General features: G+C 64.5%; 33 protein-coding genes. 2 read left to right on the forward strand and 31 right to left on the reverse strand.

What is annotated here, in order from left to right; all coding sequences use genetic code 11:
• Nucleotides 1-3: 3 nt before the first annotated feature.
• The 28 genes from FCU66_RS15840 to FCU66_RS15975 all read right to left on the reverse strand — a co-directional run bounded on the left by FCU66_RS15840 (nucleotide 4) and on the right by FCU66_RS15975 (nucleotide 21,855).
• Entirely contained in the window at nucleotides 4-1,131 is a 1,128-nt protein-coding gene (locus FCU66_RS15840) for a TraB/TrbI/VirB10 family type IV secretion system protein (RefSeq protein ID WP_342778167.1), read from the reverse strand.
• Between the two features lie 113 nt (nucleotides 1,132-1,244).
• A complete protein-coding gene (trbG, locus tag FCU66_RS15845; RefSeq protein ID WP_168991719.1) occupies nucleotides 1,245-2,384 on the reverse strand; it encodes a P-type conjugative transfer protein TrbG in 1,140 nt (379 codons plus the stop codon).
• Nucleotides 2,381-3,064, reverse strand: coding sequence for a conjugal transfer protein TrbF (gene trbF / locus FCU66_RS15850; RefSeq protein ID WP_136616127.1), 684 nt, complete (start codon nucleotides 3,062-3,064; stop codon nucleotides 2,381-2,383). Before trbF ends, trbG begins: the two co-directional genes overlap by 4 nt.
• Before the next feature lie 2 nt (nucleotides 3,065-3,066).
• Nucleotides 3,067-4,428, reverse strand: coding sequence for a P-type conjugative transfer protein TrbL (trbL, locus tag FCU66_RS15855; RefSeq protein WP_136616128.1), 1,362 nt, complete (start codon nucleotides 4,426-4,428; stop codon nucleotides 3,067-3,069).
• Between the two features lies 1 nt (nucleotide 4,429).
• Nucleotides 4,430-4,825: a putative entry exclusion protein TrbK-alt gene (trbK-alt, locus tag FCU66_RS15860; RefSeq protein ID WP_136616129.1), complete on the reverse strand. Its 396-nt coding sequence runs from the start codon at nucleotides 4,823-4,825 to the stop codon at nucleotides 4,430-4,432.
• A 10-nt stretch (nucleotides 4,826-4,835) separates the two neighbouring features.
• Nucleotides 4,836-5,594, reverse strand: a complete 759-nt coding sequence (gene trbJ, locus FCU66_RS15865) for a P-type conjugative transfer protein TrbJ (RefSeq protein ID WP_136616130.1) — start codon at nucleotides 5,592-5,594, stop codon at nucleotides 4,836-4,838.
• Nucleotides 5,591-8,029 carry a conjugal transfer protein TrbE gene (gene trbE / locus FCU66_RS15870; protein WP_136616131.1) on the reverse strand — a complete coding sequence of 813 codons (2,439 nt, stop codon included), beginning with the start codon at nucleotides 8,027-8,029 and terminating at the stop codon, nucleotides 5,591-5,593. Before trbE ends, trbJ begins: the two co-directional genes overlap by 4 nt.
• A 12-nt stretch (nucleotides 8,030-8,041) precedes the next feature.
• The gene (locus tag FCU66_RS15875) at nucleotides 8,042-8,338 is read right to left on the reverse strand and encodes a VirB3 family type IV secretion system protein (protein ID WP_136616132.1); all 297 of its coding nucleotides are present in this window, start codon (nucleotides 8,336-8,338) and stop codon (nucleotides 8,042-8,044) included.
• A complete protein-coding gene (locus FCU66_RS15880) occupies nucleotides 8,338-8,631 on the reverse strand; it encodes a TrbC/VirB2 family type IV secretion system protein (protein WP_245331107.1) in 294 nt (97 codons plus the stop codon). Before FCU66_RS15880 ends, FCU66_RS15875 begins: the two co-directional genes overlap by 1 nt.
• A 35-nt stretch (nucleotides 8,632-8,666) precedes the next feature.
• Complete coding sequence (gene trbB / locus FCU66_RS15885; RefSeq protein ID WP_136616134.1) at nucleotides 8,667-9,683, reverse strand: P-type conjugative transfer ATPase TrbB; 1,017 nt, start codon at nucleotides 9,681-9,683, stop codon at nucleotides 8,667-8,669.
• A gap of 218 nt (nucleotides 9,684-9,901) precedes the next feature.
• The gene (locus tag FCU66_RS15890; RefSeq protein ID WP_006338687.1) at nucleotides 9,902-10,219 is read right to left on the reverse strand and encodes a helix-turn-helix domain-containing protein; all 318 of its coding nucleotides are present in this window, start codon (nucleotides 10,217-10,219) and stop codon (nucleotides 9,902-9,904) included.
• Entirely contained in the window at nucleotides 10,216-10,563 is a 348-nt protein-coding gene (locus FCU66_RS15895; protein WP_136616198.1) for a type II toxin-antitoxin system RelE/ParE family toxin, read from the reverse strand. The genes FCU66_RS15890 and FCU66_RS15895 overlap by 4 nt, the downstream gene beginning before the upstream one ends.
• A 94-nt stretch (nucleotides 10,564-10,657) precedes the next feature.
• A complete protein-coding gene (locus FCU66_RS15900) occupies nucleotides 10,658-11,113 on the reverse strand; it encodes a ribbon-helix-helix domain-containing protein (RefSeq protein ID WP_136616135.1) in 456 nt (151 codons plus the stop codon).
• Nucleotides 11,114-11,120: 7 nt separating this feature from the next.
• Nucleotides 11,121-13,103, reverse strand: a complete 1,983-nt coding sequence (locus FCU66_RS15905; RefSeq protein WP_136616136.1) for a conjugal transfer protein TraG — start codon at nucleotides 13,101-13,103, stop codon at nucleotides 11,121-11,123.
• 27 nt (nucleotides 13,104-13,130) lie between these two features.
• The gene (locus tag FCU66_RS15910; protein WP_136616137.1) at nucleotides 13,131-14,870 is read right to left on the reverse strand and encodes a relaxase/mobilization nuclease domain-containing protein; all 1,740 of its coding nucleotides are present in this window, start codon (nucleotides 14,868-14,870) and stop codon (nucleotides 13,131-13,133) included.
• 244 nt (nucleotides 14,871-15,114) lie between these two features.
• Nucleotides 15,115-15,882 (reverse strand): lytic transglycosylase domain-containing protein, encoded by a 768-nt coding sequence (locus FCU66_RS15915; protein WP_136616138.1) that lies wholly within the window; start codon nucleotides 15,880-15,882, stop codon nucleotides 15,115-15,117.
• 4 nt (nucleotides 15,883-15,886) lie between these two features.
• Complete coding sequence (locus tag FCU66_RS15920; protein ID WP_136616139.1) at nucleotides 15,887-16,225, reverse strand: DUF736 domain-containing protein; 339 nt, start codon at nucleotides 16,223-16,225, stop codon at nucleotides 15,887-15,889.
• Between the two features lie 45 nt (nucleotides 16,226-16,270).
• A complete protein-coding gene (locus FCU66_RS15925; protein WP_136616140.1) occupies nucleotides 16,271-16,816 on the reverse strand; it encodes a S26 family signal peptidase in 546 nt (181 codons plus the stop codon).
• Nucleotides 16,813-17,331, reverse strand: a complete 519-nt coding sequence (locus FCU66_RS15930; protein ID WP_136616141.1) for a DUF2840 domain-containing protein — start codon at nucleotides 17,329-17,331, stop codon at nucleotides 16,813-16,815. Before FCU66_RS15930 ends, FCU66_RS15925 begins: the two co-directional genes overlap by 4 nt.
• Nucleotides 17,328-17,582: a hypothetical protein gene (locus FCU66_RS15935; protein WP_136616142.1), complete on the reverse strand. Its 255-nt coding sequence runs from the start codon at nucleotides 17,580-17,582 to the stop codon at nucleotides 17,328-17,330. The genes FCU66_RS15930 and FCU66_RS15935 overlap by 4 nt, the downstream gene beginning before the upstream one ends.
• Entirely contained in the window at nucleotides 17,579-18,217 is a 639-nt protein-coding gene (gene parA / locus FCU66_RS15940; protein ID WP_136616143.1) for a ParA family partition ATPase, read from the reverse strand. Before parA ends, FCU66_RS15935 begins: the two co-directional genes overlap by 4 nt.
• Nucleotides 18,214-19,356 (reverse strand): replication initiator protein A, encoded by a 1,143-nt coding sequence (locus FCU66_RS15945; RefSeq protein WP_136616144.1) that lies wholly within the window; start codon nucleotides 19,354-19,356, stop codon nucleotides 18,214-18,216. Before FCU66_RS15945 ends, parA begins: the two co-directional genes overlap by 4 nt.
• Nucleotides 19,357-19,376: 20 nt before the next feature.
• Nucleotides 19,377-19,658: a helix-turn-helix transcriptional regulator gene (locus FCU66_RS15950; RefSeq protein ID WP_136616145.1), complete on the reverse strand. Its 282-nt coding sequence runs from the start codon at nucleotides 19,656-19,658 to the stop codon at nucleotides 19,377-19,379.
• Nucleotides 19,659-19,793: 135 nt separating this feature from the next.
• Nucleotides 19,794-20,303: a DUF2285 domain-containing protein gene (locus FCU66_RS15955; protein ID WP_136616146.1), complete on the reverse strand. Its 510-nt coding sequence runs from the start codon at nucleotides 20,301-20,303 to the stop codon at nucleotides 19,794-19,796.
• Complete coding sequence (locus tag FCU66_RS41575) at nucleotides 20,245-20,571, reverse strand: transcriptional regulator domain-containing protein (protein WP_181956555.1); 327 nt, start codon at nucleotides 20,569-20,571, stop codon at nucleotides 20,245-20,247. The genes FCU66_RS15955 and FCU66_RS41575 overlap by 59 nt, the downstream gene beginning before the upstream one ends.
• Nucleotides 20,572-20,691: 120 nt before the next feature.
• Nucleotides 20,692-20,955, reverse strand: a complete 264-nt coding sequence (locus tag FCU66_RS15965; RefSeq protein ID WP_136616147.1) for a DNA -binding domain-containing protein — start codon at nucleotides 20,953-20,955, stop codon at nucleotides 20,692-20,694.
• A gap of 131 nt (nucleotides 20,956-21,086) precedes the next feature.
• Nucleotides 21,087-21,341, reverse strand: coding sequence for a helix-turn-helix domain-containing protein (locus FCU66_RS15970; protein WP_136616148.1), 255 nt, complete (start codon nucleotides 21,339-21,341; stop codon nucleotides 21,087-21,089).
• Between the two features lie 190 nt (nucleotides 21,342-21,531).
• Complete coding sequence (locus tag FCU66_RS15975; RefSeq protein ID WP_023760184.1) at nucleotides 21,532-21,855, reverse strand: DUF736 domain-containing protein; 324 nt, start codon at nucleotides 21,853-21,855, stop codon at nucleotides 21,532-21,534.
• 48 nt (nucleotides 21,856-21,903) lie between these two features.
• Between FCU66_RS15975 and FCU66_RS41580 the strand changes: the two genes are divergently transcribed.
• Nucleotides 21,904-22,173, forward strand: a complete 270-nt coding sequence (locus FCU66_RS41580) for a hypothetical protein (protein WP_181956556.1) — start codon at nucleotides 21,904-21,906, stop codon at nucleotides 22,171-22,173.
• 272 nt (nucleotides 22,174-22,445) lie between these two features.
• Here FCU66_RS41580 and FCU66_RS15985 read toward each other — a convergent pair whose 3' ends face one another.
• Together FCU66_RS15985 and FCU66_RS41155 are read right to left on the reverse strand one after the other, a co-directional pair.
• Entirely contained in the window at nucleotides 22,446-22,886 is a 441-nt protein-coding gene (locus tag FCU66_RS15985; RefSeq protein WP_136616149.1) for a hypothetical protein, read from the reverse strand.
• Nucleotides 22,887-23,027: 141 nt separating this feature from the next.
• Nucleotides 23,028-23,195, reverse strand: coding sequence for a hypothetical protein (locus tag FCU66_RS41155; protein WP_168991721.1), 168 nt, complete (start codon nucleotides 23,193-23,195; stop codon nucleotides 23,028-23,030).
• Nucleotides 23,196-23,490: 295 nt separating this feature from the next.
• On the opposite strand from FCU66_RS41155, the gene FCU66_RS15990 reads away from it, so the two are divergent.
• Nucleotides 23,491-23,700: a hypothetical protein gene (locus FCU66_RS15990; protein WP_136616150.1), complete on the forward strand. Its 210-nt coding sequence runs from the start codon at nucleotides 23,491-23,493 to the stop codon at nucleotides 23,698-23,700.
• Nucleotides 23,701-23,753: 53 nt separating this feature from the next.
• Here the strand turns inward: FCU66_RS15990 and FCU66_RS15995 are convergent, their stop codons facing one another.
• Nucleotides 23,754-24,692, reverse strand: coding sequence for a DUF2493 domain-containing protein (locus tag FCU66_RS15995; RefSeq protein WP_136616151.1), 939 nt, complete (start codon nucleotides 24,690-24,692; stop codon nucleotides 23,754-23,756).
• Nucleotides 24,693-24,715 lie beyond the last annotated feature (23 nt).

Here is a 24,715-nt window from a genome sequence, read left to right on the forward strand (position 1 = left end):
GGATCACTCCCCATAGGGTTCGAGGACGAGATCGCGGGTGACGATCACACGGACGGGGAATCCCGGTCGGATGGTGAGCGTCGGCACTATGTTCAGCTGCCGCTGGACGATCTGCTGGCCTGTCTGGCTGATGCTGTCCGAGGCACCCTGGCGAAGAGCGCGCATGATGTCGCTCTCCTGGCCCGATGAGCCTGCTTGCGCCCCGATGCTCAGAACCGTGGAAAGTGCTGCAGCCTTGAACAACTCGCCCCAGTGATAGTCGACGCCGTCCTCGAGGCCAGCGTAGCCCTCGGCGTCCGCGCCAGGCTCTCGTTCCAGAACGATGGAGCGGCCGTCTGGAAAAATCAGTCTGGTCCATACCAGCAATACGCGACGCTGGCCAAAGCCGACACCATTGTCATACTGGCCGACGAGGCGCGTCCCCTGAGGAATGAGACGGATTTGTCCGGTGGGGCTGTCATAGACATTCTCCGTCACCTGCGCGGTGATCTGACCCGGCAGGTCGGAACGAATGCCGGTGATGAGGGCGGCTGCGATGACGGCGCCCGCCTGCAGAACGTTCTTCGACGCCGGCGCCGCAACACGATCCGACGAGACGGTGCGCTTGTCAGGCGGCTGATCGAGGAACGCGAGTTGGCGGTCCTGCGCCGAGGGCGTCGCTGGCTGCGGCGCAAGGCCGAGGCTGGCGAGATCGGTCCTTGGCATAGTCTCTGTCGTGGCTTGAGCGACCGTCGCGTCACTTGCGGGCCGCGTTTGCGTGGACGCGAACAGGCGCGCGGTTCTCGCCGCTTCCAGTTCCTGCTCCCGGCGCTGCACCTCCGGGTCCGGTCCAATGGGCCCTGTAGAGAGCGGGGGGCCGCCATTCTGTGCGGCGAGGATCGGGCGGCCGAGATCGCCGGGAAGCGGTGGGCCAAGCTTTGGAACGCCCGCATAGTCCCTTGGCAGGCCGGCAAGCCCATCGGGGGTCGAACGATTGTCGGTTGAATACAGCTCCTGACCCTGGCCTTGTTGACGGTTCTGAAGCGCGTAGATCAACGCACCGCCGACAGTCAGGCTTGCGGCGAGCCCCAATCCGGCCAGCGCCTTGCGGGACAGACGCGTCACGCGCGGCGGCTCGGCGCGCAGCCGCATGGCCGCGGCCGGCTCCCCTGTCAACGGCCGGGCCTCATCCGCAGCGGATGCCTCCGGCCCGGCGTCATTCACCGGCCCCCGGCCTTCTTCCTTCCCCGGATCGAATGTGTTGCTCACGATGCCGGCCCTCCGCTGTCTCTTCGGACGCTCGTTGCTTGCGAAGGCTCACCAGGGCCTCGCATCCATGAAAATCGACTGCTCTTCACCCCATCGGTGCGGGAGACGCGGACGCGCTTCTGGTTCTTGCCGGCGCCGAAGCGCAACTCGGCGGCGGCAAACAGCCGGTCGACGATGATGTAGTTGCCGCGCACGCGATAGTTCACCAGCTCGGACGTGTCGCCTTCCGGCCCGACCACGAAGAGTGGCGGCATCTCGCCCTGGCCGATGCCTCGCGGGAACTCGATGAAGACCTGCTTGCCATCGTCGAAGGCGCGCAATGGCCGCCACGGTGCGCGATCGCCCGTCACGTCGTAGCGGAAATTCACACGAGAGACATCGATGCCGGTCGAGACCGGCTGTGCAGCTTCGGCCTCTTGGTTCTGACGGCGCAAGGCAACGAGTTGGTCCTGCGGGTACTGCCAGGAAACCGATGCCATATAGGTCGACGGCGTCGAGCGCAGTTCCATGTGATAGGTACGCCGATCGGTATTGATGACGAGATTGGTTATGAGTTCGGCGCGCGTGGGCTTGACGAGGATGTGGACTTGCTTGGCCCCGCCCGTACCGCTCTCGGTATCGCCGATGATCCAGCGCACCGTGTCGCCAGCGGCGACGGGACCGGAGCCGACGAGCTGCTCGCCGGGCTGGAGCGCGATGTCGGTGATCTGCCCCGGCGATGCATAGACCTGATAGAGCGCGCCATCGACGAACGGATAGACCTGCATCGAGTTGATGAAGCCGTTGCGAACAGGCTGGACGCGCGCTGCGGCGTTGGCCAGGTTCACGCGCGCGGTCGGATCGGTCGGTTCCGGCTCGGGCTTTGCGTCCTTGCCGATCGGCTTCAACTGACCGGGAAGCGGCAGTGGCTTTGAAAGCTCGACCACCTTGACGGGCGGGGGCGGATCGACGGCCTGCACGGCCGGGACAGGATCGTCATAGGAAATCTCCGGCGGCTTCTGCGTGGTGGCACAGCCTGCAAGCGCCGAAGTGCAAAGCAGAAGTGCTGGAAAGGCAACCTTGCGGAAAGCCGGCACTGCGTGGATGAGGAAAGTTGGACACCCCCAGTGGGCGGCCTTGAAGAGTGCGGGCGTCATTGTCCAAGCTCCTTCGACCAGTTGATAGCGTTGATGTAGATGCCAAGCGGATTCCTCCTCAGCGCGTCGGCGTCGCGCGGGGGCTGGACGACAATTGTGAGGATCGCGGACCAGCGCTCCGTGGAAGCGAGGGAACCGTCCTGATAGCGGCGTTCGACCCAGGCGATGCGGAAGCTCACCGGCGATGCGCGGATGACCGACGACACGTCGACGGCGACCTGTTGTTTGCCGACCTTGGTGAACGGGTCATTGGCGCGCGCATAGTCGTTGAGAGCCAGCGCCCCGCCCTGCGTCGCGAAGTCATAGGCGCGCAGCCAGTTCTGCCGCACGATGACCGGATCGGCGGGGATCGACCTCACCTGTTCGATGAAGTGCGCCAGGTAGAAGGCGATCTGCGGATCGTTCGGCTGATAGTCGCCGACCGCGGGGGCGACAGCCTGCGCCTGGCCGAGACGATCGACCTGCACCACCCAGGGCACGATCGAGCCGTTGGCGGATTGCCAGACGAGCGCGGCGGAGAACCCGGCGGCGAGCGCCAGGGAACCGAAGGCCATGTAACGCCAATTGCGCGCCTGCACGCGAGCAGAACCGATGCGCTCGTCCCAGACCTGGGCAGCGCGCTGGTAGGGCGTTTCAGGTTGTGGGGATTTGCCGTAGTGCGTGGACGGTCGTTTGAACATGCTTAGTCTCTTTCAGAGAGGTTGATCGAGGAGCCGCCGCCATGGCTGTCACCACTGCGAACGGCGTGGGCGGCGGCCTGGACGCCGTGGGTCATCTGTTGCGAGCGCTTCATGCGCTTCGCCCAGGCGGGCTGACTCTGGGTGGCGGAGGACGCGGCGGGATCGGAGCCGGCTTCGGCGGCGTTCGCGCCGACTGTGCCGGCGGTGGATGATCCGCCCGTCGTCTCGAAGGCAGCGCGAGCGCCGGACTGGTAGCTGTGCTTCATGCTGCCTGCCGCATTCTTGGCCGCGCGCTTCAGCGGTGAGATGGCGCCCTGGGCGCCAGCGCCGATGACACCGCCGAGCCCGGATGCAACCCCGGAAAAACCAGACTGTCCGGCCGCGCCGAGGCCGTAGGCTCTGGATGCCCTGCCCGCGGTCGCGGCCCCGCCACGGGCCGCCGCTGCAGCACCGCCGCTGGCAGCCACACCCCCGGACACGACGGCACCGCCGGCCGCGGCGCCCACTGCTCCCATGCCGCCGGCGGCGAGCCCGGTGCCGACGGCCGCGCCCGCGCCGAGCTGCGGGCCGCCGGAGACGAGACCGTTGGCAATGCCCGGTCCAAAGATGCCAAGGCCGAGCAGCGACAGCGCGGCCAGCACGATCGCCATGGCGTCGTCGATCGACGGCGTGTTGCCGCTGAAGCCCGAGGTGAACTCGGAAAAGAGGGTCGAGCCGATGCCGATGATGACGGCGAGCACCAGCACCTTGATGCCGGATGAGATGACGTTGCCAAGCACGCGCTCGGCCATGAAGGCGGATTTGCCGAACAGACCGAAGGGGATCAGCACGAAACCGGCAAGCGTCGTCAGCTTGAACTCGATCAGCGTGACGAAGAGCTGGATCGCGAGGATGAAGAAGGCCAGCAGCACCAGCGCCCAGGCGAAGAACATGCAGGCGATCTGGATGAAGTTCTCGAAGAAGGACCAATAGCCCATCAAGTTCGAGATCGAGTCCAGCAACGGCCGGCCGGCGTCGAGCCCGGTCTGCGCCACCTTGCCCGGGCGCATGAGATCGTTGACGGTAAAACCCGTACCCGAGGCCTTCAGGCCAAGCCCAGCGAAGCTTTTGAAGACGATGCGGGCGAGATTGTTCCAGTTGGAGATGAGATAGGCAAAAACGCCGACGAACAGGGTCTTCTTGACGAGGCGCGCCATGATGTCGTCGTCCGCCCCCCAGGACCAGAAGAGCGCAGCCAACGTCACGTCAATAACGATCAGGGTTGTGGCGATGAAGCCGACCTCGCCGCCGAGCAGGCCGAAGCCGCTGTCGATGTAGCGCGTGAAGACTTCGAGGAAATGGTCGATGACGCCCATGCCGCCCATGTCAACGAATCTCCGGCCGAGGCGGCTCGACCTGCATCGCAGGAGCGGTAACATCCGGCCGCTCTCCTTCTTTCCGGTCGGCTGACGCCGCTACGTTCGGAAACAGCGTTGTCGGCGCTACCGGAGCAGGCGCGGTTGCCGAGTCACGTTCACCGAGAAACCGGCGCCGGCTTTCTGCCCACGCTTTCAGGCAGCCGGGATCGCGAGGGCCGGCCTCACCGATCCCGGAACAGCGGCGCAATTCGGACGCGAGCGGGTCTTGTGACGCGACGGAACGGTCCCGTGTCGCAAGGGCGTCAGGCTCATCGTCCTTGCTACTCATCTCGATCGCGGTCACTGTCAAAGCGATCGCGATGAAGACGACTGCGCCGATGCGAGCGAGGATCTTCCCGTCCATCGCGCCGACCTCAGTTCTTGCCATGGAACATCTGCGCACTGCCGGGCTGGTAGCCTGAGCCCTGCGTCAGGAAGCGGCGGCGCTGCTCCCTGCCCTGCTCGGCGGCGGTGGCCTGTTCGGCCGATTGCAACGCCTGCGCCCGACCATTGGCGGCAACGACAGCGGTGAGATCGGCGAGCTGCTGCGCCTGAAGCGCGAGGAGCTGGTTGCCGGCCTGTGTTGCCTGAAGCGCTCCGGTCGCACCCTGGCTCTGGCCGACCAGCGCCGACATCTCAGTGCGATTGGTATCGATGTTGCCGACGACGCCCGCCTGCACACGCATGGCATCCTGAAGGCCACCAACCGTGTTGCCCCAGCGCGAGCGCGCCTCAGTGACGAGTTGCTGATCTGAAGCCGACAGCGAGACGTTGCCGTATTTCTGCTGGAAGGCCTGATCGATCTGCTGGACGTCATAGGCAACGTTCTGCGCTTGACCGAGCAATTGCTGCGTGCGCTGCACGGACTGCTGGAGCTGTTGCAGCGAGGAGAACGGCAGGCTTGCGAGATTGCGCGCCTGGTTGATGAGCATCTGCGCTTGGTTCTGAAGCGAGGTGATCTGGTTGGTGATCTGCTCGAGCGAGCGCGCCGCCGTCAGGACGTTTTGCGAATAGTTCGACGGATCGAAAACGATGAAGGCGTTTGCCGGCGTCGGCAGCATGGGCGCGAAGGTGACGGGAGCGACGAGCAGAGCGGCAGCGAGCCGCATGGCAAGGGAACGGCGCAGATTCATGGGGACTTCTCCTTGTTGGTCAGGGCGGGAACGAGTTCGGCGGCCCAGCCGACGCCTCGGTGGGTCAGCCAGGCTGCGAGGAAACCGTCGCGGCCATGCTCGGCGACGATGTGGGCGATCGCGGTCTGGTCGGTCTTCGCGGATACAGCGCAAAGCGCGAGGGCCACATCCGACAAGCCGAGCTCGAACAGCCGGTTGCCGCGACGGGACTGGCAGTAGTAATCGCGCTTCGGCATTGCCCGCGCGATGATCTCGATCTGCCGATCATTGAGGCCGAAGCGGCGATAGATCGCCGTGATCTGCGGCTCGATGGCGCGCTCGTTCGGCAGGAGAAGCCGGGTCTGGCAGCTCTCGATAATCGCGGGCGCGATTGTCGAACCATCGATGTCGCTGAGCGACTGCGTGGCGAAGATGACGCTGGCGTTCTTCTTGCGCAGCGTCTTCAGCCATTCGCGGAGCTGGCCGGCAAAACCGTCATCGTCCAACGCAAGCCAGCCTTCGTCGATGATGAGTAGGGTTGGCGAGCCATCGAGCCGGTCTTCGATGCGATGGAAGAGATAGGACAGGACCGCGGGCGCAGCACCCGTTCCGATCAGACCTTCGGTTTCGAACGCCTGGACCGACGCCGATCCGAGATGTTCGCGCTCGGCATCGAGCAACCGCCCGTAGGGACCACCGACGCAATAGGGACGCAGTGCCTGCTTGAGATCGTTTGATTGCAGCAGCACGACAAGACCGGTGATGGTGCGTTCCTCGGCAGGCGCGGACGCCAGCGAGCTCAACGCCGTCCAGATATGCTCCTTGACCTCAGGCGTGATCGTCACATTCTCGCGCGTCAGGATCGCCACGATCCAGTCGGCGGCCCAGGCGCGCTCGGGGACATCAGGAATGCGGGCGAACGGCTGAAGGCTGACGCTGTCGATCGCCCCATCACTGAGATCGCCGCCGAGATCGTGCCAGTCGCCGCCCATGGCGAGTGCCGCCGCGCGGATCGAGCCACCGAAATCGAAGGCGAAGACCTGTGACCCCGCATAGCGGCGGAACTGCAGCGCCATCAGCGCCAGCAGCACGGACTTGCCCGCGCCGGTCGGGCCGACGATCAGCGTATGGCCGACGTCGCCGACGTGAAGCGAAAGCCGGAACGGGGTCGAGCCTTCGGTCTTGCCGAAGAGCAGAGGGGGCGCTGCAAAATGCTCGTCCCGCACCTCGCCCGCCCACACCGCGGAAAGCGGAATGATGTGGGCGAGATTGAGCGTGGAGACGGGAGGCTGACGGACGTTGGCGTAAACATGACCCGGCAGGCTGCCGAGCCAGGCGTCGACGGCGTTGATGGTTTCGATGATCGCCGTGAAATCGCGGCCCTGGATGACCTTTTCGATCCGGCGCAGTTTTTCGTCGGCGATGCCGGGATCATCGTCCCAAACCGTTACCGTCGCGGTGACATAGGCCATGCCCGCATAGTCGGCGCCGAGTTCCTGCAGCGCCATGTCGGCGTCGGCCGCCTTGTTTGCGGCGTCGGTGTCCACGAGGACGGACGCCTCGTTGGTCATCACCTCCTTGAGGATGGCGGCGACCGATTTGCGCTTGGCGAACCATTGACGCCGGATCTTTGTCAGCAGCCTGGTCGCATCGGCCTTGTCGAGCAGGATCGCGCGTGTCGACCAGCGATACGGAAACGCCAGCCGGTTCAGTTCGTCGAGCAGACCCGGCGTGGTCGCGGTCGGGAAACCCGTGACCGTGAGAATGCGCAGGTGCGACGCGCCAAGCCGCGGCTCGAGCCCGCCGGTCAGCGGCTGGTCGGCCAGCATGGCGTCGAGATACATCGGCGTTTCGGGAACGCGGACACGGTGACGATTGGTCGAGACGCAGCCATGCAAGTAAGTCAGTGTCTCGGCGTCATCGAGCCAGCGGCACTCCGGCATAAAGGCTTCGACAAGGCGCAGGACGCGGTCGCTGCGATCGGCGAACCCGGTCAGCACCGCGTTGGGGTCGAGGCCCTTCTTGTCGCGGCCTTCGTAGAGCCAGCTTTCCGCTCGCGCGGTGTCTTCGGCGGGCGCAAGATAGGTGAGCGTCAGGAAGCAGCTGGACTCGAAATGCGCGCCGGCCTCCTCGAAGCCCGCCTTTCGCTCCGCATCGACCAGCGTGGAGGCCGCATCCGGAAAGTGGCTGTCGGGATAACGGGTCGAGGCATGGCGCTGCGCCTCGACGAAGATCGCCCAGCCGGAGCCGAGACGGCGGAAGGCATTGTTGAGCCGGCCGGCGACGGCAACAAGTTCGGCCGGAACGGCGCTGTCGAGATCGGGGCCGCGGAAACGCGCGGTGCGCTGGAAGCTGCCGTCTTTGTTGAGGACGATGCCGGCGCCGACCAATGCCACCCATGGCAGGAAGTCGGCGAGCCGGCTGCTACGATTGCGATATTCGGCAAGATTCATCATCCGATGGCCCCCTCAGACCGTGAGATGCGCCGGGATGCGCAGATGCCGGCGAACGACGTCGGCGAAAAGCGGATCGCGCTTGGCGGCCCAGACGGCGGCAACGTGGCCGATCGCCCAGATTGCGAGGCCGACGAGCCACAGACGCAGCCCCAGCCCGACGGCGCCGGCGAGCGTCCCGTTCATGATCGCAATGGCGCGCGGGGCGCCGCCGAGCAGGATCGGCTCGGTCAGCGCCCGGTGCACGAGGACCGAATAACCCGGCACCGCGTAGTCCGGCATTGACCCGCTCTGTTCGACCAAACCCGCCATCAGATCAGCGCTCCGCCGCCGAACGAGAAGAACGACAGGAAGAAGCTCGACGCCGCGAAAGCGATCGACAGGCCGAACACGATCTGGATGAGCCGGCGGAAGCCGCCCGACGTGTCGCCGAAGGCGAGCGTCAGGCCGGTGACGATGATGATGATCACCGCCATGATCTTGGCGACCGGGCCTTCGATCGACTGGAGGATCTGTTGCAGCGGCTGTTCCCACGGCATCGACGAGCCGGAGGCAAAAGCAGGCGCGGCCATCACCAGGATGAGCGTGGGAACGGAAACGGTCATGGCGAGACGATGGCGCGCGAGGCGCAGGCGTTGGATCACGGATTTTCTCCTTCAGGGCTTTGGATGAGCAGGGGCGAACTTTCGTCGCCCTCGATGACGGCTGGCGCGACGCGGTAATCACCGTCCGGGCGAAGGCCATCGACACGGGCAAGTTCGGACAGCCGGCGCGCGGAGCCGCGGCCGGAAAGGACGGCAACCAGGTCGATCGTTTCGGCGATCAGCGCGCGTGGAACCGTGACGACGGCTTCCTGGATGAGCTGTTCCATCCGTCGCAGCGCGCCAATGGCGCTGCCGGCGTGGATCGTGCCGAGGCCGCCGGGGTGGCCGGTGCCCCAGGCCTTGAGCAGTTCGAGCGCCTCGGCTCCGCGCACTTCGCCGACCGGAATGCGGTCGGGGCGCAGGCGCAGCGATGAACGAACGAGATCGGAGAGCGACGCGACGCCGTCTTTCGTTCGCATCGCAACGAGATTGCGCGCGGCGCATTGCAGCTCGCGCGTATCCTCGATGATGACGACGCGATCGGCGGTTTTGGCCACTTCGGCCAACAGCGCGTTGATCAGCGTGGTCTTGCCCGTGGATGTGCCGCCAGCGACCAGAATATTGGCGCGGGTGATAACGCCCTGGCGCAGCGTCTCCGCCTGGCGCGCCGACATGATCCCGGTCGCGACATAATCTTCGAGGGTGAAGATGGCGACGGCAGGCTTGCGGATCGCGAAGGCGGGTGCTGCGACGACGGGAGGAAGAAGCCCCTCAAACCGCTCCCCCGTCTCGGGCAGTTCGGCCGAGACGCGTGGGGCGCCGGCATGGACTTCGGCACCGACATGATGAGCGACGAGGCGAACGATGCGTTCGCCGTCCGCAGCCGACAGACGCTCTCCTGTGTCGGACAACCCCTCGGACAACCGGTCAATCCACAAACGGCCATCGGGATTGAGCATCACCTCGACGATGCTCGCATCGTCGAGATAGCTCGCGATCGCGGGTCCGAGCGCTGTGCGCAACATACGTGCGCCGCGCGCCAGACCTTCTGAACTGTGATGCGAAGCTGCCATCCTGTCCCCGTTTCGATCCGGGGGGAACATGGGCGGCCCCTGGACGGGGATGATTAAGAGAACCGCATCTCGAGTGGTTTCAACACCTATATCGAGGCGTAGTGGCGTAGCGTGCAAATACAGGAGATTGGCGGTGCGGACCTGTAATCAAGGCCGGCGATCTTCAGGCAAGGGCGGCGCTCGCCGTCAATTGTGCGCTCGTGGGCAAAGCCGTCTGATCAAGCGGCTTCAGCACGAGTCGACCGTCGAGGCTTGTGGCGAACCACCACGTCAACCTTGTAGTCGAGCCGGTCCAGACAGCGAACCAGCCTGTCTATTGAAAACTTACCCGTGCGCCCGGTGGCGATCGCGGAGACGTCGGGCTGTTTCATTCCGAGCAGTTCAGCCGACTTCGCCTGGGTCAGGCGCCGGCGCTTGATAATGGCGCGGATCTCGCGGGCCAGCTTGGCCTTGAGCAATTCCTCTTCGGGATTGTCAAAGCCGAGGTCCGCAAACACGTTGCCGCTGCTCACTTCGGCGGTGATGTCTTCTGTCATGACTTTGTTCCTTTCCCATAGTTTTCGCGGTAGTGCGCCTCGGCTGCCTTCAATCGCACTGTCACGACATCGATTTCGTGCTTGGGTGTCTCCCTGCCCTTCTTCGACTTCTTCTGGAAGCAATGAAGCACGTAGATCACCCCGGCAAAGCGCACCGCATAGACGGCCCGGTAGGTATCTCCGTCGAAGTCGTCGACCACCTCGAGGATGCTGCGGCCCCCAAAGCCTTTCAGGGCTTTGACAGCCGGGTGCTCCTCACCATTCTGGGCGTCGTTGATTGCGACACCCATCAATCGGCGAACATCGACCGGAAACTCGCGCAGGTCGCCCTTCGACGATCCCATCCATACTGCGGGCTTTTGGTTTTTCATTCTCACTTGCCTTATAGCATACAGACTATAATTTTCAACGAAAAATCCTGACACCGCTTAAGGCCATTTAGCCCACGGGCCTGCTGGGCTGCACTGTGTCCAGGCCGCCATCGATGTCCTCGGAGATTTCCTGCCGAAGCTTTGGACCTTTCGCCAGGCGCCGACCGAGCGCGGTGACGAAGCCATCATAGCGCTCGCCCGCCTTGGCATGGGCAGCCTGCGCCGCGGGCTCGGGCAACGCTGGTGTTGTCGCCAGCCAGAAGCGTACGAAAACGGCGAGCGTCTCCACCGCAATTCCTACATCGCGCTCCTGGCGTGCCATGCGCCGATCGATCTGGTCGAGCCGCTTGGTGATCGCCGCCTCCTGTCGCTCGGCGGCATCGGGTGAGAGGAACGACTCGATGGCCGCCTCGGCGACGAGCGACCGTGAAAGATCTCGTCGCGCCGCATGTTCGGCAAGCCTGCTCATCACCCTCGGATCGAGATAGACGGACAGGCGTTTTTTGCGCGGTGCCTTTGCCATCGGAGCCTCACATATCCACACCGTCGCCGGGGTCGAGCGACGCCTGCCGCGCAATGCCTTGCATGAGGCGCGTCAGTCGACGGTTGCGGGCAACACTGTCTTCCACGTCGTCCTGGTGATCGATCTCGAATTCGTTCTCGGTCGGCGGCTTCACGGCCAACTCGACGCGACTGAGCTCAGGTTGCCTACGACGTTCGGAATCAGTTTGGTCCTCATCCGCGGCCGCAGGCGACGACGTGGCTTCGGCAATCCGGGGACGGGAAGGCAGAGGCAGGCTGGTCCAGTCGTCATGTCTCCCCTCCACTGCCGCCACCAACGCCGGAGGCGGCAGGATACGTTCCCGGAAGCGAGCATCCTCATGATAGCGCGCCTTTTTGGCGCGGATCGGCGGCGCACCCGAGACCATGACAATCTCGTCGGTGGCCGGCAGTTGCATCACTTCACCAGGCGTGAGCAGCGGGCGAGCCGTCTCGGAGCGGGAGACCATGAGATGACCGAGCCACGGCGACAGCCGGTGGCCGGCATAGTTCCTCATGGCCCTCATCTCAGTCGCTGTTCCCAGCGCGTCGGACACGCGCTTGGCGGTGCGCTCATCATTGGTGGCAAAGCTTACCCGGACGTGGCAGTTGTCGAGGATTGAGTTGTTTGCGCCGTACGCCCTCTCGATCTGATTGAGGGATTGAGCGATCAGGAAGCTTTTCAGCCCGTATCCGGCCATGAAGGCGAGCGCCGACTCGAAGAAGTCGAGGCGGCCAAGCGCCGGGAACTCGTCAAGCATCAGAAGCAGCCGGTGCCCTTTCGCCCTCACCTGGAGATCTTCGGTCAGGCGGCGACCGATCTGATTAAGGATCAGGCGAATGAGCGGCTTGGTCCGGTTGATGTCGGACGGCGGCACGACGAGGTAGAGTGTCGTCGGATGCTTGTCGTCGACAAGATCGGTGATGCGCCAGTCGCAGCGGCGCGTGACCTCGGCCACGACAGGATCGCGATAGAGGCCAAGGAACGACATGGCGGTGGAGAGCACGCCAGAGCGCTCGTTGTCGGATTTGTTCAAGAGCTCCCGCGCGGCGCTGGCGATGACCGGGTGCGGACCGCCCTCACCCAGATGCGCTGTTTTCATCATCGCGGACAGCGTCGATTCGATCGGACGCTTTGGATCGGAGAGGAAACCGGCGACGCCGGCAAGCGTCTTGTCCTGCTCGGCGTAGAGGACATGCAAGATCGCGCCGACCAGAAGGGCATGGCTGGTTTTCTCCCAATGGTTTCGCCGCTCGAGCGAGCCTTCGGGATCGACCAGGATGTCAGCGATGTTTTGCACGTCGCGGACTTCCCATTCGCCGCGGCGCACCTCGAGCAGTGGATTGTAGGATGAGGATTTCGGATTGGTGGGATCGAAGAGCAGGACCCGGCCATGCCTGGCGCGGAAGCCTGCGGTGAGCTGCCAGTTTTCGCCCTTAATGTCATGGACGACGGCTGAACTCGGCCAGGTGAGCAGCGACGGGACGACAAGGCCGACGCCCTTGCCCGAACGCGTGGGCGCAAAGCACAGCACATGCTCCGGCCCGTCGTGGCGCAGATAGGCGCTGTCATATCGCCCAAGCACCACACCATCGGGGTCGAGAAGGCCAGTTGCCTTGACCTCCTGCTTGTCGGCCCAGCGGGCGGAGCCGTAGGTCTCGACCTTCTTGGCCTCGCGAGCCCGCCAGACCGACATGCCGATGGCGACGGCGACGCAGGCGAAACCGCCGGAAGCCGCGATAAAGGCTCCCTCCACGAAGATCGACGGCGCGTAGGCATCGAAGCCATACCACCACCAGAAGAAGGACGGCGGAAGGTAAAATGGAAAGCCCAGGATACGGAACCACGGCCTGCCGAGCTCGGGCTGGAACGCCAGGCGCCAGGCCACCCACTCCGTCGCGCCCCAGGTCGTGAACAGTACGATCGCGACGACCGCGAGGATCTGGCCCCAGAGTATCTTGGTGGCGGACATAGAAGCGGTCCTTTCTTCAACATGAGATTAGAGGCCGAGGCCTCGCTTGCGGCCAAAACTCCAGTCGATGCCGTCGTCATTGCGAGCGACGCCAGAGACGTGGCGACCAAGATGTTTTTCCAGGGACGGCGTCCAAGGCACCAGTTGGAAACCGAGGCCGTCATCGATCATGGCGAAGCGGCCGGAGGCAAGCAGGAAACGTTGCCGGTAAGAACCGGCGACGAACTCGCCGCTGCGGGCGCGGTTGAAGGGCTGGCCGGTTTCGGCCGAGAGCTTTTCGCCGAGCGCCTCCAACTCGCGGCGACGCAGCGTGTCGATCAGGTTGCGGGTGAAGGTTGTGCGTTGGCCATGCCGCTCGCCGAGGCCCTGTTCGACGAGATGGTCGGCGCGGTGCTGCATCGCTTGCCGTACCTCGGCGCCAAAGCCGCCTTGCGACAACGCAAACGGTTCGCGGGCGATGTTTTGACGGTCAAGCCAGGTCGCGCCGGCGGCGGTAACCTGCTGCTCAATATCGAGATCGGAACGGACAGCGAGCGCCACGCGCCCATGTCCCAGCGCGTCATGGAACTTGCGCAGTTCGACGATCGAACCCGGAGCGCTGTCGCCTGCGGCGTCGAGGTCGGACAGCTTGATGTGATGTGTGCGGCCGTCGATGCCATCGACCAAGGCGTAGGCGGTGCCCTTCAGCTCATCATCGAGACCGCGGTCGACCAGCCGACCGACGATCGGCGTGTCGAGGCGCTCCGCCGCCAGCACATAATTCGCCGAGCCGCGCTCGATGCCCTGTTCTGTCAGGGCGCGGTGCATCCGCTTGATGATGTCACCGCGTTCGCCAAGCTCGCGCAGCGTCGCCTCGGCCTTGTCGTCGATCATCCATTGGCCCGGGCCGACCTGTTCGGCAAGGCCAAGTGTTTCGAGCTTGCGCACCCGCCCGACCTTCAGCGCGTGATACTCGTCAGGCTGGGCGTTCGGGGCGGAGGCAAGGTCAATGACGCCTCGGTCGCGGCCATCGCGAACAAGCTGCCGGTCAAGCTGGGTCCAGCGCTCGGCTTCGACCTGGCGCTGCAGATTGCGGCGGATGTCGAGATCGGTGCGCGGGCCGAGCTCCTGGGTAACAAGATCGGCGGCGCGGGCGCGCATCCCCTCCTTGATGTAATCGCGGGAGATCACAAGATCCTGCCCGTCATCAGTGTGGCCGCGCAGGATGATATGAAGGTGCGGATTGTCGGTGTTCCAGTGATCGACGCCCGCCCAATCGAGCTTCGTCCCGAGATCCTTTTCCATCTGGCGCATCAGATCGCGGGCGAAGGATTTGAGGTCCGCCATATCGACGGCATCTTCAGGCGAGACGATGAAGCGGAAGTGGTGCCGATCACCGCCGCACCGCTCGGCGAAAGCACCGCCATCCAGCTCACCGGTCTCCGGCCCGAACAGCCTTGCCTTCTCCCCGTCACGGGTGACGCCCTCGCGGCGCAGATAGGTGAGATGGGCGGCAAGCGGCGCGGCGCGCACGTGATGGCGCACCAGCCTTGTATTGATGATCACGGTGCGCGAGCGGCCGGCGAGGAGACGATTGGCGCGCACGCTCGCCGAGCGGCCACGCCCGAACGTGGAGCGATTGCCCTGACTGATCCGGCCGGAGCTAGAGATGCAGGCGCCGGCCTTCTGGGCGGCGGCAAGCGCCTGCGCGATGAAGGGCCTGACGCGCTGGGCGCCGGACGATCGGATACGGCCAAGCCGGATGCGGAAACCATCCTCGCTGGTCATCGCGAAGGCCCCGCACATCGTACCAAGGCACGGAAATCACAGGTAAATCGGAGTTCTGGCGCGGTGCACCGCCTGTTAGCACCTCGCGGAAATGCCACATAACCTCTTGAAACAACACAACCGATCGACGCCGCACCTCGCGGCCTTTTATCTTGCCGTCCTAAGGTCGTGTTTCCCTGCCACTCCCGCAATGCCGTCCTTCCTTCGCCTCTCCACGCCGGGCAGCGCGATCCCGCGAAACTCGTCATCGTGGGCCGCCAGAGCCGGGACGGGCGATGAACAGGCCATCGGAAACGGGCGAGATGGCGGAGAGATCGTGAACGGGAGTTGCCGCCGGGGCGTCACCGGGCTGGCCATCGCGCGGTGCAGGATCGACTGCCGGCGTGTGCTCGGACTGGGCGGCGAACAGCGGTGCGCGCGTCCAGTTATTGCGCTCGACGGCCCCGGCTACGACGAAAGGGCGATCGATCTTTCCGCCTCCGACAATTGGAGCGAGGGCGGCGACGTAGGCGCGCGTTTCGGCTGGCAGTGCCCGACGGCCCGCGAGGTATTCCTCGTAGCGGCCGGGCCCAGCGTTGTAGGCGGCCAGGAAGCCCGGAGAGCCATAGCGGTCATGCATCTCGCGCAAATAGGCAGCGCCCGCCAAAATGTTGTCGCGTGGGCTGAAGGGATCGCTACCGAGCCGGTGGCGAAGGCGAAGATCAGCCCATGTGCCGGGCATGATCTGCATCAGCCCGATGGCGCCCACAGGGGAGATCGCTCGAGCGTCACCTGTGCTTTCGGCGCGCATGACGGCGCGGATCCAGCTCTTCGGAATGCCGAAGCGCTGCGAGGCCTCGGCAACAATCGCGGCGTATGGGTCGCCGGCAGACCTTCGATCGATCGCTGTATCCTGGGCGACTGTGGCCGGCGACAAAGCGACGATCGAGATAAGGCCGGAAAGGACAATGAATGCGCTGCGGCTGAGAATGTCTAGACGTCCATTGGCAAAGCGATGGCGGGAGATCGGCATGGCCTCACACCCGTTCGCTGCGTTTGGGCGGGCGATTCCAGTGCAGCGACCATGACGCATTGTCGGCATCGGACCGGAAGAGGTTTGCCCGAATCGGCTGCGCGAAGACGGGATCGTCGATCAGCAGCGAGACGTATTCGCCGGCCTTGTCTCCGGTTCGCTTCCAGCCTGCACCGACCTCTGGTCCGTCACCATCCTCACCCATATGGATTCGATAATCCGGCGCCTTTTCGGCGTCCGAGGGCTCGGCTGGAACGAGGGCGAGTTGCACGTCGAGGGTGAGCGTGCGGGCGCGGCCGGAATATCCTGACTTCGTGCGAATGAACTCTCCGATCTGTGACATTTCTTTGTTCCTTTCTGCGATGGGAGTTTGAAGGTTCGGGCGCGATCAGTGGCTTGGAGCGCGCCATTCGTAGCCGCCAGTCCTGCCCTGCTGGGTCCACAGCGGGGTGGCGCGGCCGATGATCAAGCTGGTTGCAATCGGCCCGAAGTAGCGACCATCGAGACTGTCGCGGACTTGCGCATTCATGAGGAAGACTTCGCCGCTGACAATGCGCCGGCAGCCCTGCCAGGCCGGCAGTGGGCGGCCGAGGCGATCGTGTTCGAGCGCCTTGCCAATCTCGATTCCATCGACGGTGATGGCGAGGCCATTGCGACAGACTTCCTGTCCGGGAAGGCCGGCGACGCGCTTCATCAGCGGCACACCGCGCGGTAGGTAACCGTTGTCGGCAAGGAAGCTCGTCAGCGACTTCGGCGGATCGACGGCGACCAGATCGTTGACTTCGAGCCGCTCTGCAGGGTGGATGCGGTAGAGACCGATCGGCGTGCTGGCTGATGCGTTCCAGATCAGCTTTGGAGTGACATGGAAGAGGGATAGCCCACCGATCGTGAGCACCGCGAAATATGTCGTCATGACGTAGCCAAACCGGGTCATGGCTCGGCCCTGCGACGCTGGAGCCAGGCGTCATGGCGCTCGCGGGTATAGGCGCGTGGCTCTTGGTCGGCCTTCAGACGGTTGTGGACATGGCGCCAATGGTCGGGCGCGACATCGGCGGGGTCGATGCCGAGGGCTTCAATGGCGTCGATGGCCTGCAGCACGCGCTCGACCTTCGGCCAGCGGTCGACTTTCAGCAGGATGTCGCCACCGGGTCTGACGAAGGGCAGCGTCTGGAACGGTTCGCCGTCACGAACCGTGCGAAGGACATCGATGCGCGAGATGATCGTGCCGAAATCGTTTGCCGCCCAGCGGACGAAGGCGAAGGTCGTGTTGGGCGCGAACCCGACGACGCGGTGGCGCTGGTCGAGAACCTGCTCGTGGACCTTGTGGCCGAACCTGATCCAGTGCTCGATCCGCTTCTCGATCCAGGTCAGCTCAACGAGGGTCGTGGATGGTGTGGCGACGTCGGGCCGTTGGCCGCCGCGCATACGAGGCGTCTGGTTTCTGATCATGGAACGTCTCCTTGGCTCTCGGGAAATTCGCGGGCGAGCAGGTCGCGCAGCATGTCGGCGACGGTCTGGCCGCGCTGGAAGGCGACGATCTTGATGCGACCGCGCAGCTCGGGTGTGACGTCGATCGTCAGCCGGGCGGTGAAAGCGGAGCCGTCATTGCTTCGACCCGGCGCTATCCCGGATTCCTTGATCCAGTCCTCGGCGGTGCCGGGACGGGCGATGAAGCCGCGCTTCGGGGATCGCCCATTCATGGCGCGATCCTTCCAACTTCGGCGGCGAAGGCCGCAATCTCGCGTGAAGCCCGGCTAACCTCGTCTGTCTCAAAGACGAGGCGACCCGATTGCGCGGCATCGGCAAAGGCTACGCGCTGGCCGATGGTCGCGGCGAGCACCGGCGGATCGTGATCGGCCAGGGTCTCGGCCGTTTCGCGGGCGATGACGGTACGTGTGGCGCAACGATTGAGTACGAACCGAGCGACAAGTTGGGGGCGGTAGATCCGCGCCTCTCGGATTAGTGCCAGCATCTCGGCCGACGCCCAGCCATCGAAGGGAGACGGCTGAACCGGGACAAGCGCAAGATCGGCCGCGAGCAGCGCCGAGCGCATCAGCGCGGCGACACGGGGCGGCCCATCGATGACGATATGATCGGCACCACGGGCCAGTTCGGGCGCCTCGCGATGCAGTGTATCGCGCGCCAGGCCGACAACCCCGAACAGCCGTGGCAGACGTTCCCGGGCGCGCTGCTGCGACCAATCGAGAGCCGAGCCCTGCGGGTCGGCATCGATCAGCGTGATGCGCTTTCCCGTCCTGGCCCATTGCCCGGCGAGATGCAGCGCCAGCGTCGTCTTGCCGACGCCGCCTTTCTGATTGAGGAGCGCTACGATCATTTTGCCCCTCGCGGCTTCGGTTCGAGGGGAAGTTCAGGTGTCGGAACGCCGGATTTGCTGAAAGACGTATGCGGGGGGATCGGGGGCTGAAGCGTCTGTGTTTCGTCGCGATTGCCGCCGTCTGCAGAGCTTTCGACGAAGCCGCGCGCGCTATAAGAGTTAGATTCTGTGTTAGAGTCTAAGTTAAGGGCGCGATTTTCGCTTGCCGTGCAGTCGGTTAACCCCGGTTTGGGTTCCCGATAGCACGAGCCTCGGGTTCCCGATGGCACGATAGTGCGGGTTCCCGATAGCACGAGGCCGTCCACAGGTCTTCTTTGAGGAGACGGCTCAAAGGAGAGCAGCACCCGACCGCTGATTTCGACCTCGATGAACAGAGTGTACCCGGGCAGCGGCTGGCGTCTGACGATGTCGCGCAGCTCGAAGGCAAACCGCTTGAAGGGTGAGCGGCTACCGGACTTCAGGTAGAGATGGCGGAAGTCGAAGCGCCAGCCGGCGCGCTGTCGGCCGCCATGCTTGCGCACGAGCCGATAGAGCCAGCGGTCAAGCCCGCCCGTCAGCGAAAAGTAGTCGCGGTCGATGGTGAGCACGAGGGCCTCGTCGAGGACCGCCTGATAGAACCAGTCGGGGACGATCAACTCGATGCCGGCGGGACGCCCGCGCTGATCCGTGCGCTCGACCCACTCGTTGATCCAGGAGAAGCGGTGCCGACGACCCTGCGCGGGCTGGCGGATCGTCGTCGCCACCGTTGTCGATTGGAGGCGATCGAGCGCCGCCTTCAGGCGCTGGTAGTCGCGAGCGCCGACGCCGCGTCCGATGAAGGTGAGAATTTCGTAGGGCGTGGCCGCCATGAGGCGCGACGTGCGCAGTCCGGCGTCGCGCGCCTCGACGATCTGGCTTGCGGCCCAGATCAGGATATCCGCGTCCCATATGGTCGCCATACCATGTTCGGGCACGGCTTCGACGCGGATGACAACGTCCCCGGCGGAGAAGTCGATGGGCTGTATCTGATGGGTTTTGGAGAGGCTGAAGAAAGGATAGGCCATGAGATCCTGCGTGTCTCGGGGTGCGAGATCGCTGCCGCGCGCACGGAACAGTTCGAGTTGTCCGCGTTCCGACAGGGGGCGACGGCGCACCGGCATTGAGGAAACCGGCGCGACGGTCAGCGGGCGTGACGGCCGGCAACGACGGGCGTCACGGCCTCATGGCGCTTTGCGGGGAGAACAGTGCCGCTGGGATCGGAGGTCGAAGTAACGGCGCCCCGGTCCGCCCAGGCCTGCAGGTCGTCGATCGCGTAGACCACGCGCCCGCCGAGCTTTCGGTAGGATGGGCCGGTCCCGTAGGTACGGTGTTTCTCCAGGGTGCGGCCGGACAGACCCAGGAATCGAGCGGCTTCGGGAGTACGAAGAAAGCGCGGCGGCAAGCCGGTGAGGTTGGCGGACATGATCGGGCCTCCGTGGGTTCATTGAGGCCGCTGGCGATCAGCGGCGGACGAAGGCCACGGTGGCGGAGAGGCGCCGCGAGGGGGGATGGCGAAGAAGGGTGAGCTAAATTCGCACCCCGTCGGGCGCGAAGCGTGTCAGGACTTGCGGCGATGGCGCAGAAGCTTGCGATAGCCGCCGGCGATCATGGCGCGGCCGTCCTTGACGAGGTCTATGGTGCTGTCTCGAAGCGCCGAGGTCTTCCAGGAATCGGCTGCAACGCGCGGCGCGCCGTAGATGACGTTTGCGATCTCGCGGTAGCTCGCGCCGTTCATGCTGCCGTCGACGGCCTGCAGCATGTGGCGTAGTCTTCGGCGCTGCTGTGCCGTCAGGCGGGTATCGGGGAAAACGCGACGGCTATGCAGCCCGCGCCAGAGCCGCGTGACGGCGTCGATGCGATCGAGGCCGTCGGCGTCAAGCGGAACAAGGGCCGCCAGCGGCTGATCGAGCCGTGCATCGCCAAGCACCAGAAGGCGGATGGCGGCAACACCCTCGCCATACACAATGCTCAACCCCTCAGGGCCGAAGCGCGCGTTGCGCGGATCGAGTTCAGGTGGCGCAAAGCCTTCCAAGCCTGGCAATGGAGATGGCGGGATCGCTGTGAGCATGACTATGCCCGGATCGGCTTCCGGCGCCCAAAACACCGTTGTCTTGATGGCACTGAAAGTCGGGTCGACAGAGAAATCGCAGCCCCCAGCGCATTCGCACCATGTTCGTCAGGCGCTCACGGTCCGCGTCGGGACGTTCAGATTCAGCGTAGTCGCGCTGATAGTCGGCGTTGCGGCGCAACCATTCCCAGGCGAGATCCGCGGCGACGAGGTCGTCGAGATAGTCGTACGTCGACGAGGATCGCCACTGTGATGTGTCCGGCCGCATCAGTGTCCTCCAATCGTGCATGTCTCGTACATGCTGGGAGCGACACGTTTGCCGGATGGAAAGGCCTCGGGAAGTCCTTGCGTGGACAACGCGCGATGCGGGCGCCGCATCGCGGTCGAGTTAGTGACCGCTCTCGCGAACAAGCTTGCGGTAGCCGTGCTCTGTCATCCAGCGGGCACGAGCAAGATGGGTGCCGTAGACATGACGGGCCCGTTCGGGTTCAAGGTCAGCATCTAAACCAAAGAGGATCTTGACCGCCTCGTGCCAGTCGGCACCGTCCGCCGCCGCGTCAAGCAGGCGGATATACAGTTTCATGTGCTCGCGATCGTACCTGGTGAGCTCTTGGCTCTCTGGTGGCTGGTCCAGAAACGCTTTTTGTGTCACGCCGATCTCCCGCAGCCAGTCATCGCAGCGTCTGCATTGTTGTCAGCAATATAGGCTGGCAGGTGAATGCGCGAGTGCACGAAAGCATCGCGTGATGCAGGCGGCGCATCGCCGCGCCGGTCCGTGAGAGACTAGGACGAACTGGGGGAATCGGTCTTCCCACGGACAAGCATCACTCCTTCCCCTTGGTCGGAGGACAGAAAGACGATACCGCTGCCCTCAAGCGTCCGGCGCACCTGATCGCGCGTTGTCTCGTACACCTTGAAGTCGTTCTCGGACTCAAGGCGCTTCAACGCGGTCAGGGATACCAGGGCCTTTTCAGCGAGCGTCTCCTGCGTCCAACCAAGCAACGCGCGCGCGGCCCGCGTCTGTCGGGCGGTGATCATGCATGACCACCTCCTACAGACCCAAATGCGCACGCCAGAACTACGGCTAAAATAGTCGTTCTTTGGTGATATGGCGAGAGAAAAGTGCCGCGCGGAGCTGGCTTTGGGGAATTAAGCCCGAACTGATTCGGTCGCCCGAAAAGGGCTTGGCCCCGCCCGGTGTGTCCGGGCGGGGCGTTTTTCAGGCCTCCTACTCGCCGTTGCGGCGGCTGGGGCGGGACCAGATGAGGCTGAAGCCTTCGCCTTCCTCGTCGTCGAAGAGGTTGGCGTAGATCGGAGCGTTGAAGCTCGGGTCATCGAGCTTGAGGCCGAGATAGTCGCGGCCCTCATTGGAGGTCTTGGACCAGGCGGCGCCGATCTCGGCGCGGCCGACGAAGACGCGGTGGCTCGGGGCGTTCTCGCCGACCTGGCGGCTCTCGGGGACGATGCGGACGTTCTTGGTCTGAAGGCTCAGGGTGACGATTTCGCCGGTGAATTCGTTGCCGGACTTCTTGAAAGTGCCGATGGTCGCCATGGTAGTTCTCCTTGATCTCTGCTTCGAGCCCGCACCATTGCGGCCTCGATGGCGATCGGCAGGCCGGAGGCGATCGACGCGGCATCGCCTGCGACCGCAGCGTCAGCGGAGGATGGCAGCCAGGCGACTTTGTTGTTTCGCGAGGAATGGCGGCGCAGCCGGCAGGGGAAGAAAGTCGATCGGCGCCATTGCCGCATAGGCGATCGAGGCGTAGCCGACCTTCGGTCAGATCAGGCCATTGATGAGGCCGTTTTGGAGCGGTCGACCTGCACGATGACCTCAAGCGAGAACATGGCGACCAACGTTCACTTCGAATAGCCGGCGATGCTCTACGGGGCTCAGCCCGCCTTTCGGGCATATCCGCGATGTCACCGGAATGAGCCTCCCGGGAGAAGACCGCTGTTGCATCTGCGATCGACGGCCGCTCGAGGTCGTCATAGCGGTCAATGCCAGACGGGGTACTGCTCGGATTTGTGCCGTGGGGGTGGGAACCCCTTGGGCTTGAACGCTCTGTCCGTGACCCTGACGCAGCGAGGAGCGGCTTGGTAGTGTGATCCTCGCCGTCCTGGCCCTCAAGCTCCGAATGGCGCCTAGCCGCGAGCGACGCCTCGCATGGCTGGCTCGGGCGGTGCCATCGCCAGCAACCGAACCCAGGCCGTGATGCCGATCGCGACAGCGCCGATGATCGAGAACGCGACCTGCCATCCAACGGACGGCATGGCGAGCTTCGCGAGACCATGAGTCGCGTGATAGCCGGCAACCGCTGCTGGTGCGGCAAAGAGGAGCGCGACCGCAAGACGAGCCCAGACCGGGCGCACAAAGGTGAAGATGAACTGGCCGGCCGCGAGCGTCACACCGGCCGCTGCGATGCCGACCATGAACGCGCCGATCGGACCGGCTCCGGTGCCGTGGGCCCACACGCCCGCAGTCACGCCTACGAAGAGCGGAAGCGCGTAGACAGCGAGCATGAACAGGAGCCAGCAAAGGAATCCGATGCCGGCGATGCAAAGGAGGATGCCGAGGACGATCATGTTGGTGGTCTCCGTGAGAAATGGTCTGACGGTCGCGCCTCCACCACCACCACGGCGCAGTTTGAAGTATAGCCGAAGATGAGCGGCGGCGGGAGCGGAAATCCGGCAGGACTTCCGCTCCCGCGGCGAGGCAGCCCCCTTTCAGGGGGCGAAAGGATCGATCTCGTGGACGATGGCGGCCGTATCGCCGTCGTATTCACTGGCGGGCATGACGCCGAGGCTGCCGTCGCCGGCCTGAAAGATGACGATAATGGCCATGAGGGTTGCGGCGAGGCTGAAGGCGAAGGCGTGAGCGTCGTTGAGTGACATTGTTCCGGCTCCTGTCCTTGGAGGCGGGAGACCATCCCCCGCGCGAGAGGCGCCCGATGTGTCCAGTCCACGGCCGCGATCACCGCAGGGGCGAAGCCTCAAGGCCGCACGCTCGCGTAGCGGACCCTTTATGGGTTGATGGCGTCAGGCCATGGGCGGGACCAAGGATCAGCGCTATTTGGAGCGGGGGTGGTGTTCGCTTGCCCAGGAGCCGTTGTCACGAGCCCTGAAGGCCCATTGCCTCTTCTGCAACCGGCGCGGGGTGTGATCGGTCAGATCGTTCTGGAGGATTGTCATGGCAGAATTCAAGGATCGCGATCTGCATTTAGTGAAGAAGGCGTTGGCCATCGCAGTGCTGGCGATCGCGCGACAGCCGGGGCCGTTTCAGTCAGCATCGGATCAAACCGACATGAAAGCGCTGCTGGATCAGCTGATCGATGGCGATGTGGAACTGGAGCACTATGCACGCGCTGCCCGTATCGCGGTGACGGGAAAACCTGACTGAAAGCCGGTTTTCAGTGGAAATGGCGATACGGCTTTACGGAAATGCGGCGGCGCTCACGCGCCGCCTCTCTTGCGGAAGTCGAACAGCTTGATGCCGAGCTTGCGGGCCTTGTCGGCGAAATTGTCCTGAATGCCGGTGCCCGGGAAGACGATGACGCCGATCGGCAGGACGTCGAGCATGGCGTCGTTACGCTTGAACGGTGCGGCGTTGGCGTGCTTCGTCCAGTCGGGCTTGAAGGCGACCTGTGGCACTTTGCGCGTTTCGGCCCACTTCGCGGCGATCAGTTCGGCGCCTTTGGGCGATCCACCATGCAACAGGACCATGTCGGGATGCTTGGCGTGGACCTTGTCGAGCGTCTCCCAGATCAGCCGGTGATCGTTGACGTCGAGTCCGCCGGTGAAGGCCACCTTCGGGCCGGTCGGAAGCATCACCTCGGTTTCTGCCCGGCGCTTGGCGGCGAGGAAATCGCGGCTGTCGATCATGGCCGAGGTCAGGGTGCGATGGTTGACCATTGATCCGCTTCGCGGCCTCCACGATGATCCGGTGTGACGCTCGAAGTGCTCGGCGGCCTGGTCGCGCATCAACTCGAAGGCGTTTCGGCGCTCGATCATGGTCTGCCCCTCGGCGGTGAGGCGTTCCAGGTCGACCGACTTCACCTCGCTGCCGTCCTGTTCACGCTGGCTACGTCGCTGCGCCTGCTCGTTGTCGTCCAACTCGCGCTCGATCCGGCAGGTGGCGCGGTGGAAGAGATTGACGGTCGACCACAGGAGGTCGTCGAGGTCGGGCTCGAGGCGCGTGTCGCTCATGCTCGTGATCAGTGCGTCGAAGATATCGGCGATGGCGCCGGCGACGACGTTCCCCTCGGGGAGCGGCCTCGGGTCGCGTTCGTCCTGGAAGGGGCGGTAGCCGTAAAGCTGCAGTTCGGACAGGAGGTGGTCGGTGGGGGAAGAAGCGTGGTGAGGCTCGTAGGTGTCGTCGAGATCGGCTGTCATGGGGCTCGTCCTTCGTCGGATCA

Origin of the sequence: Mesorhizobium norvegicum (genome assembly GCF_004919685.1) — a bacterium.
GTDB classification, from domain to species: domain Bacteria; phylum Pseudomonadota; class Alphaproteobacteria; order Rhizobiales; family Rhizobiaceae; genus Mesorhizobium; species Mesorhizobium norvegicum.

Excerpts from the sequence above, each read along its gene's own strand:
- FCU66_RS41575 (WP_181956555.1), bottom strand. The coding sequence starts at position 20,571 with ATGCGGCCGGACACATCACAGTGGCGATCCTCGTCGACGTACGACTAT.
- FCU66_RS15910 (WP_136616137.1), bottom strand. The coding sequence starts at position 14,870 with ATGACCAGCGAGGATGGTTTCCGCATCCGGCTTGGCCGTATCCGATCG.
- FCU66_RS15990 (WP_136616150.1), top strand. The coding sequence starts at position 23,491 with ATGGCAGAATTCAAGGATCGCGATCTGCATTTAGTGAAGAAGGCGTTG.
- FCU66_RS41580 (WP_181956556.1), top strand. The coding sequence starts at position 21,904 with ATGGCGATCGGCAGGCCGGAGGCGATCGACGCGGCATCGCCTGCGACC.
- trbE (WP_136616131.1), bottom strand. The coding sequence starts at position 8,029 with ATGATGAATCTTGCCGAATATCGCAATCGTAGCAGCCGGCTCGCCGAC.
- FCU66_RS15975 (WP_023760184.1), bottom strand. The coding sequence starts at position 21,855 with ATGGCGACCATCGGCACTTTCAAGAAGTCCGGCAACGAATTCACCGGC.
- FCU66_RS15900 (WP_136616135.1), bottom strand. The coding sequence starts at position 11,113 with ATGGCAAAGGCACCGCGCAAAAAACGCCTGTCCGTCTATCTCGATCCG.
- trbK-alt (WP_136616129.1), bottom strand. The coding sequence starts at position 4,825 with ATGGACGGGAAGATCCTCGCTCGCATCGGCGCAGTCGTCTTCATCGCG.
- trbB (WP_136616134.1), bottom strand. The coding sequence starts at position 9,683 with ATGGCAGCTTCGCATCACAGTTCAGAAGGTCTGGCGCGCGGCGCACGT.
- FCU66_RS15880 (WP_245331107.1), bottom strand. The coding sequence starts at position 8,631 with ATGACCGTTTCCGTTCCCACGCTCATCCTGGTGATGGCCGCGCCTGCT.
- FCU66_RS15945 (WP_136616144.1), bottom strand. The coding sequence starts at position 19,356 with ATGCCGGTGCGCCGTCGCCCCCTGTCGGAACGCGGACAACTCGAACTG.
- FCU66_RS15895 (WP_136616198.1), bottom strand. The coding sequence starts at position 10,563 with ATGGGATCGTCGAAGGGCGACCTGCGCGAGTTTCCGGTCGATGTTCGC.
- FCU66_RS15840 (WP_342778167.1), bottom strand. The coding sequence starts at position 1,131 with ATGCGGCTGCGCGCCGAGCCGCCGCGCGTGACGCGTCTGTCCCGCAAG.
- FCU66_RS41155 (WP_168991721.1), bottom strand. The coding sequence starts at position 23,195 with ATGTCACTCAACGACGCTCACGCCTTCGCCTTCAGCCTCGCCGCAACC.
- FCU66_RS15915 (WP_136616138.1), bottom strand. The coding sequence starts at position 15,882 with ATGCCGATCTCCCGCCATCGCTTTGCCAATGGACGTCTAGACATTCTC.
- FCU66_RS15970 (WP_136616148.1), bottom strand. The coding sequence starts at position 21,341 with ATGATCACCGCCCGACAGACGCGGGCCGCGCGCGCGTTGCTTGGTTGG.
- trbL (WP_136616128.1), bottom strand. The coding sequence starts at position 4,428 with ATGGGCGGCATGGGCGTCATCGACCATTTCCTCGAAGTCTTCACGCGC.
- trbG (WP_168991719.1), bottom strand. The coding sequence starts at position 2,384 with ATGACGCCCGCACTCTTCAAGGCCGCCCACTGGGGGTGTCCAACTTTC.
- FCU66_RS15995 (WP_136616151.1), bottom strand. The coding sequence starts at position 24,692 with ATGACAGCCGATCTCGACGACACCTACGAGCCTCACCACGCTTCTTCC.
- trbF (WP_136616127.1), bottom strand. The coding sequence starts at position 3,064 with ATGTTCAAACGACCGTCCACGCACTACGGCAAATCCCCACAACCTGAA.
- FCU66_RS15950 (WP_136616145.1), bottom strand. The coding sequence starts at position 19,658 with ATGTCCGCCAACCTCACCGGCTTGCCGCCGCGCTTTCTTCGTACTCCC.
- trbJ (WP_136616130.1), bottom strand. The coding sequence starts at position 5,594 with ATGAATCTGCGCCGTTCCCTTGCCATGCGGCTCGCTGCCGCTCTGCTC.
- FCU66_RS15890 (WP_006338687.1), bottom strand. The coding sequence starts at position 10,219 with ATGACAGAAGACATCACCGCCGAAGTGAGCAGCGGCAACGTGTTTGCG.
- FCU66_RS15905 (WP_136616136.1), bottom strand. The coding sequence starts at position 13,103 with ATGTCCGCCACCAAGATACTCTGGGGCCAGATCCTCGCGGTCGTCGCG.
- FCU66_RS15925 (WP_136616140.1), bottom strand. The coding sequence starts at position 16,816 with ATGACCCGGTTTGGCTACGTCATGACGACATATTTCGCGGTGCTCACG.
- FCU66_RS15930 (WP_136616141.1), bottom strand. The coding sequence starts at position 17,331 with ATGATCAGAAACCAGACGCCTCGTATGCGCGGCGGCCAACGGCCCGAC.
- FCU66_RS15875 (WP_136616132.1), bottom strand. The coding sequence starts at position 8,338 with ATGGCGGGTTTGGTCGAACAGAGCGGGTCAATGCCGGACTACGCGGTG.
- FCU66_RS15955 (WP_136616146.1), bottom strand. The coding sequence starts at position 20,303 with ATGCTCACAGCGATCCCGCCATCTCCATTGCCAGGCTTGGAAGGCTTT.
- FCU66_RS15935 (WP_136616142.1), bottom strand. The coding sequence starts at position 17,582 with ATGAATGGGCGATCCCCGAAGCGCGGCTTCATCGCCCGTCCCGGCACC.
- parA (WP_136616143.1), bottom strand. The coding sequence starts at position 18,217 with ATGATCGTAGCGCTCCTCAATCAGAAAGGCGGCGTCGGCAAGACGACG.
- FCU66_RS15985 (WP_136616149.1), bottom strand. The coding sequence starts at position 22,886 with ATGATCGTCCTCGGCATCCTCCTTTGCATCGCCGGCATCGGATTCCTT.
- FCU66_RS15920 (WP_136616139.1), bottom strand. The coding sequence starts at position 16,225 with ATGTCACAGATCGGAGAGTTCATTCGCACGAAGTCAGGATATTCCGGC.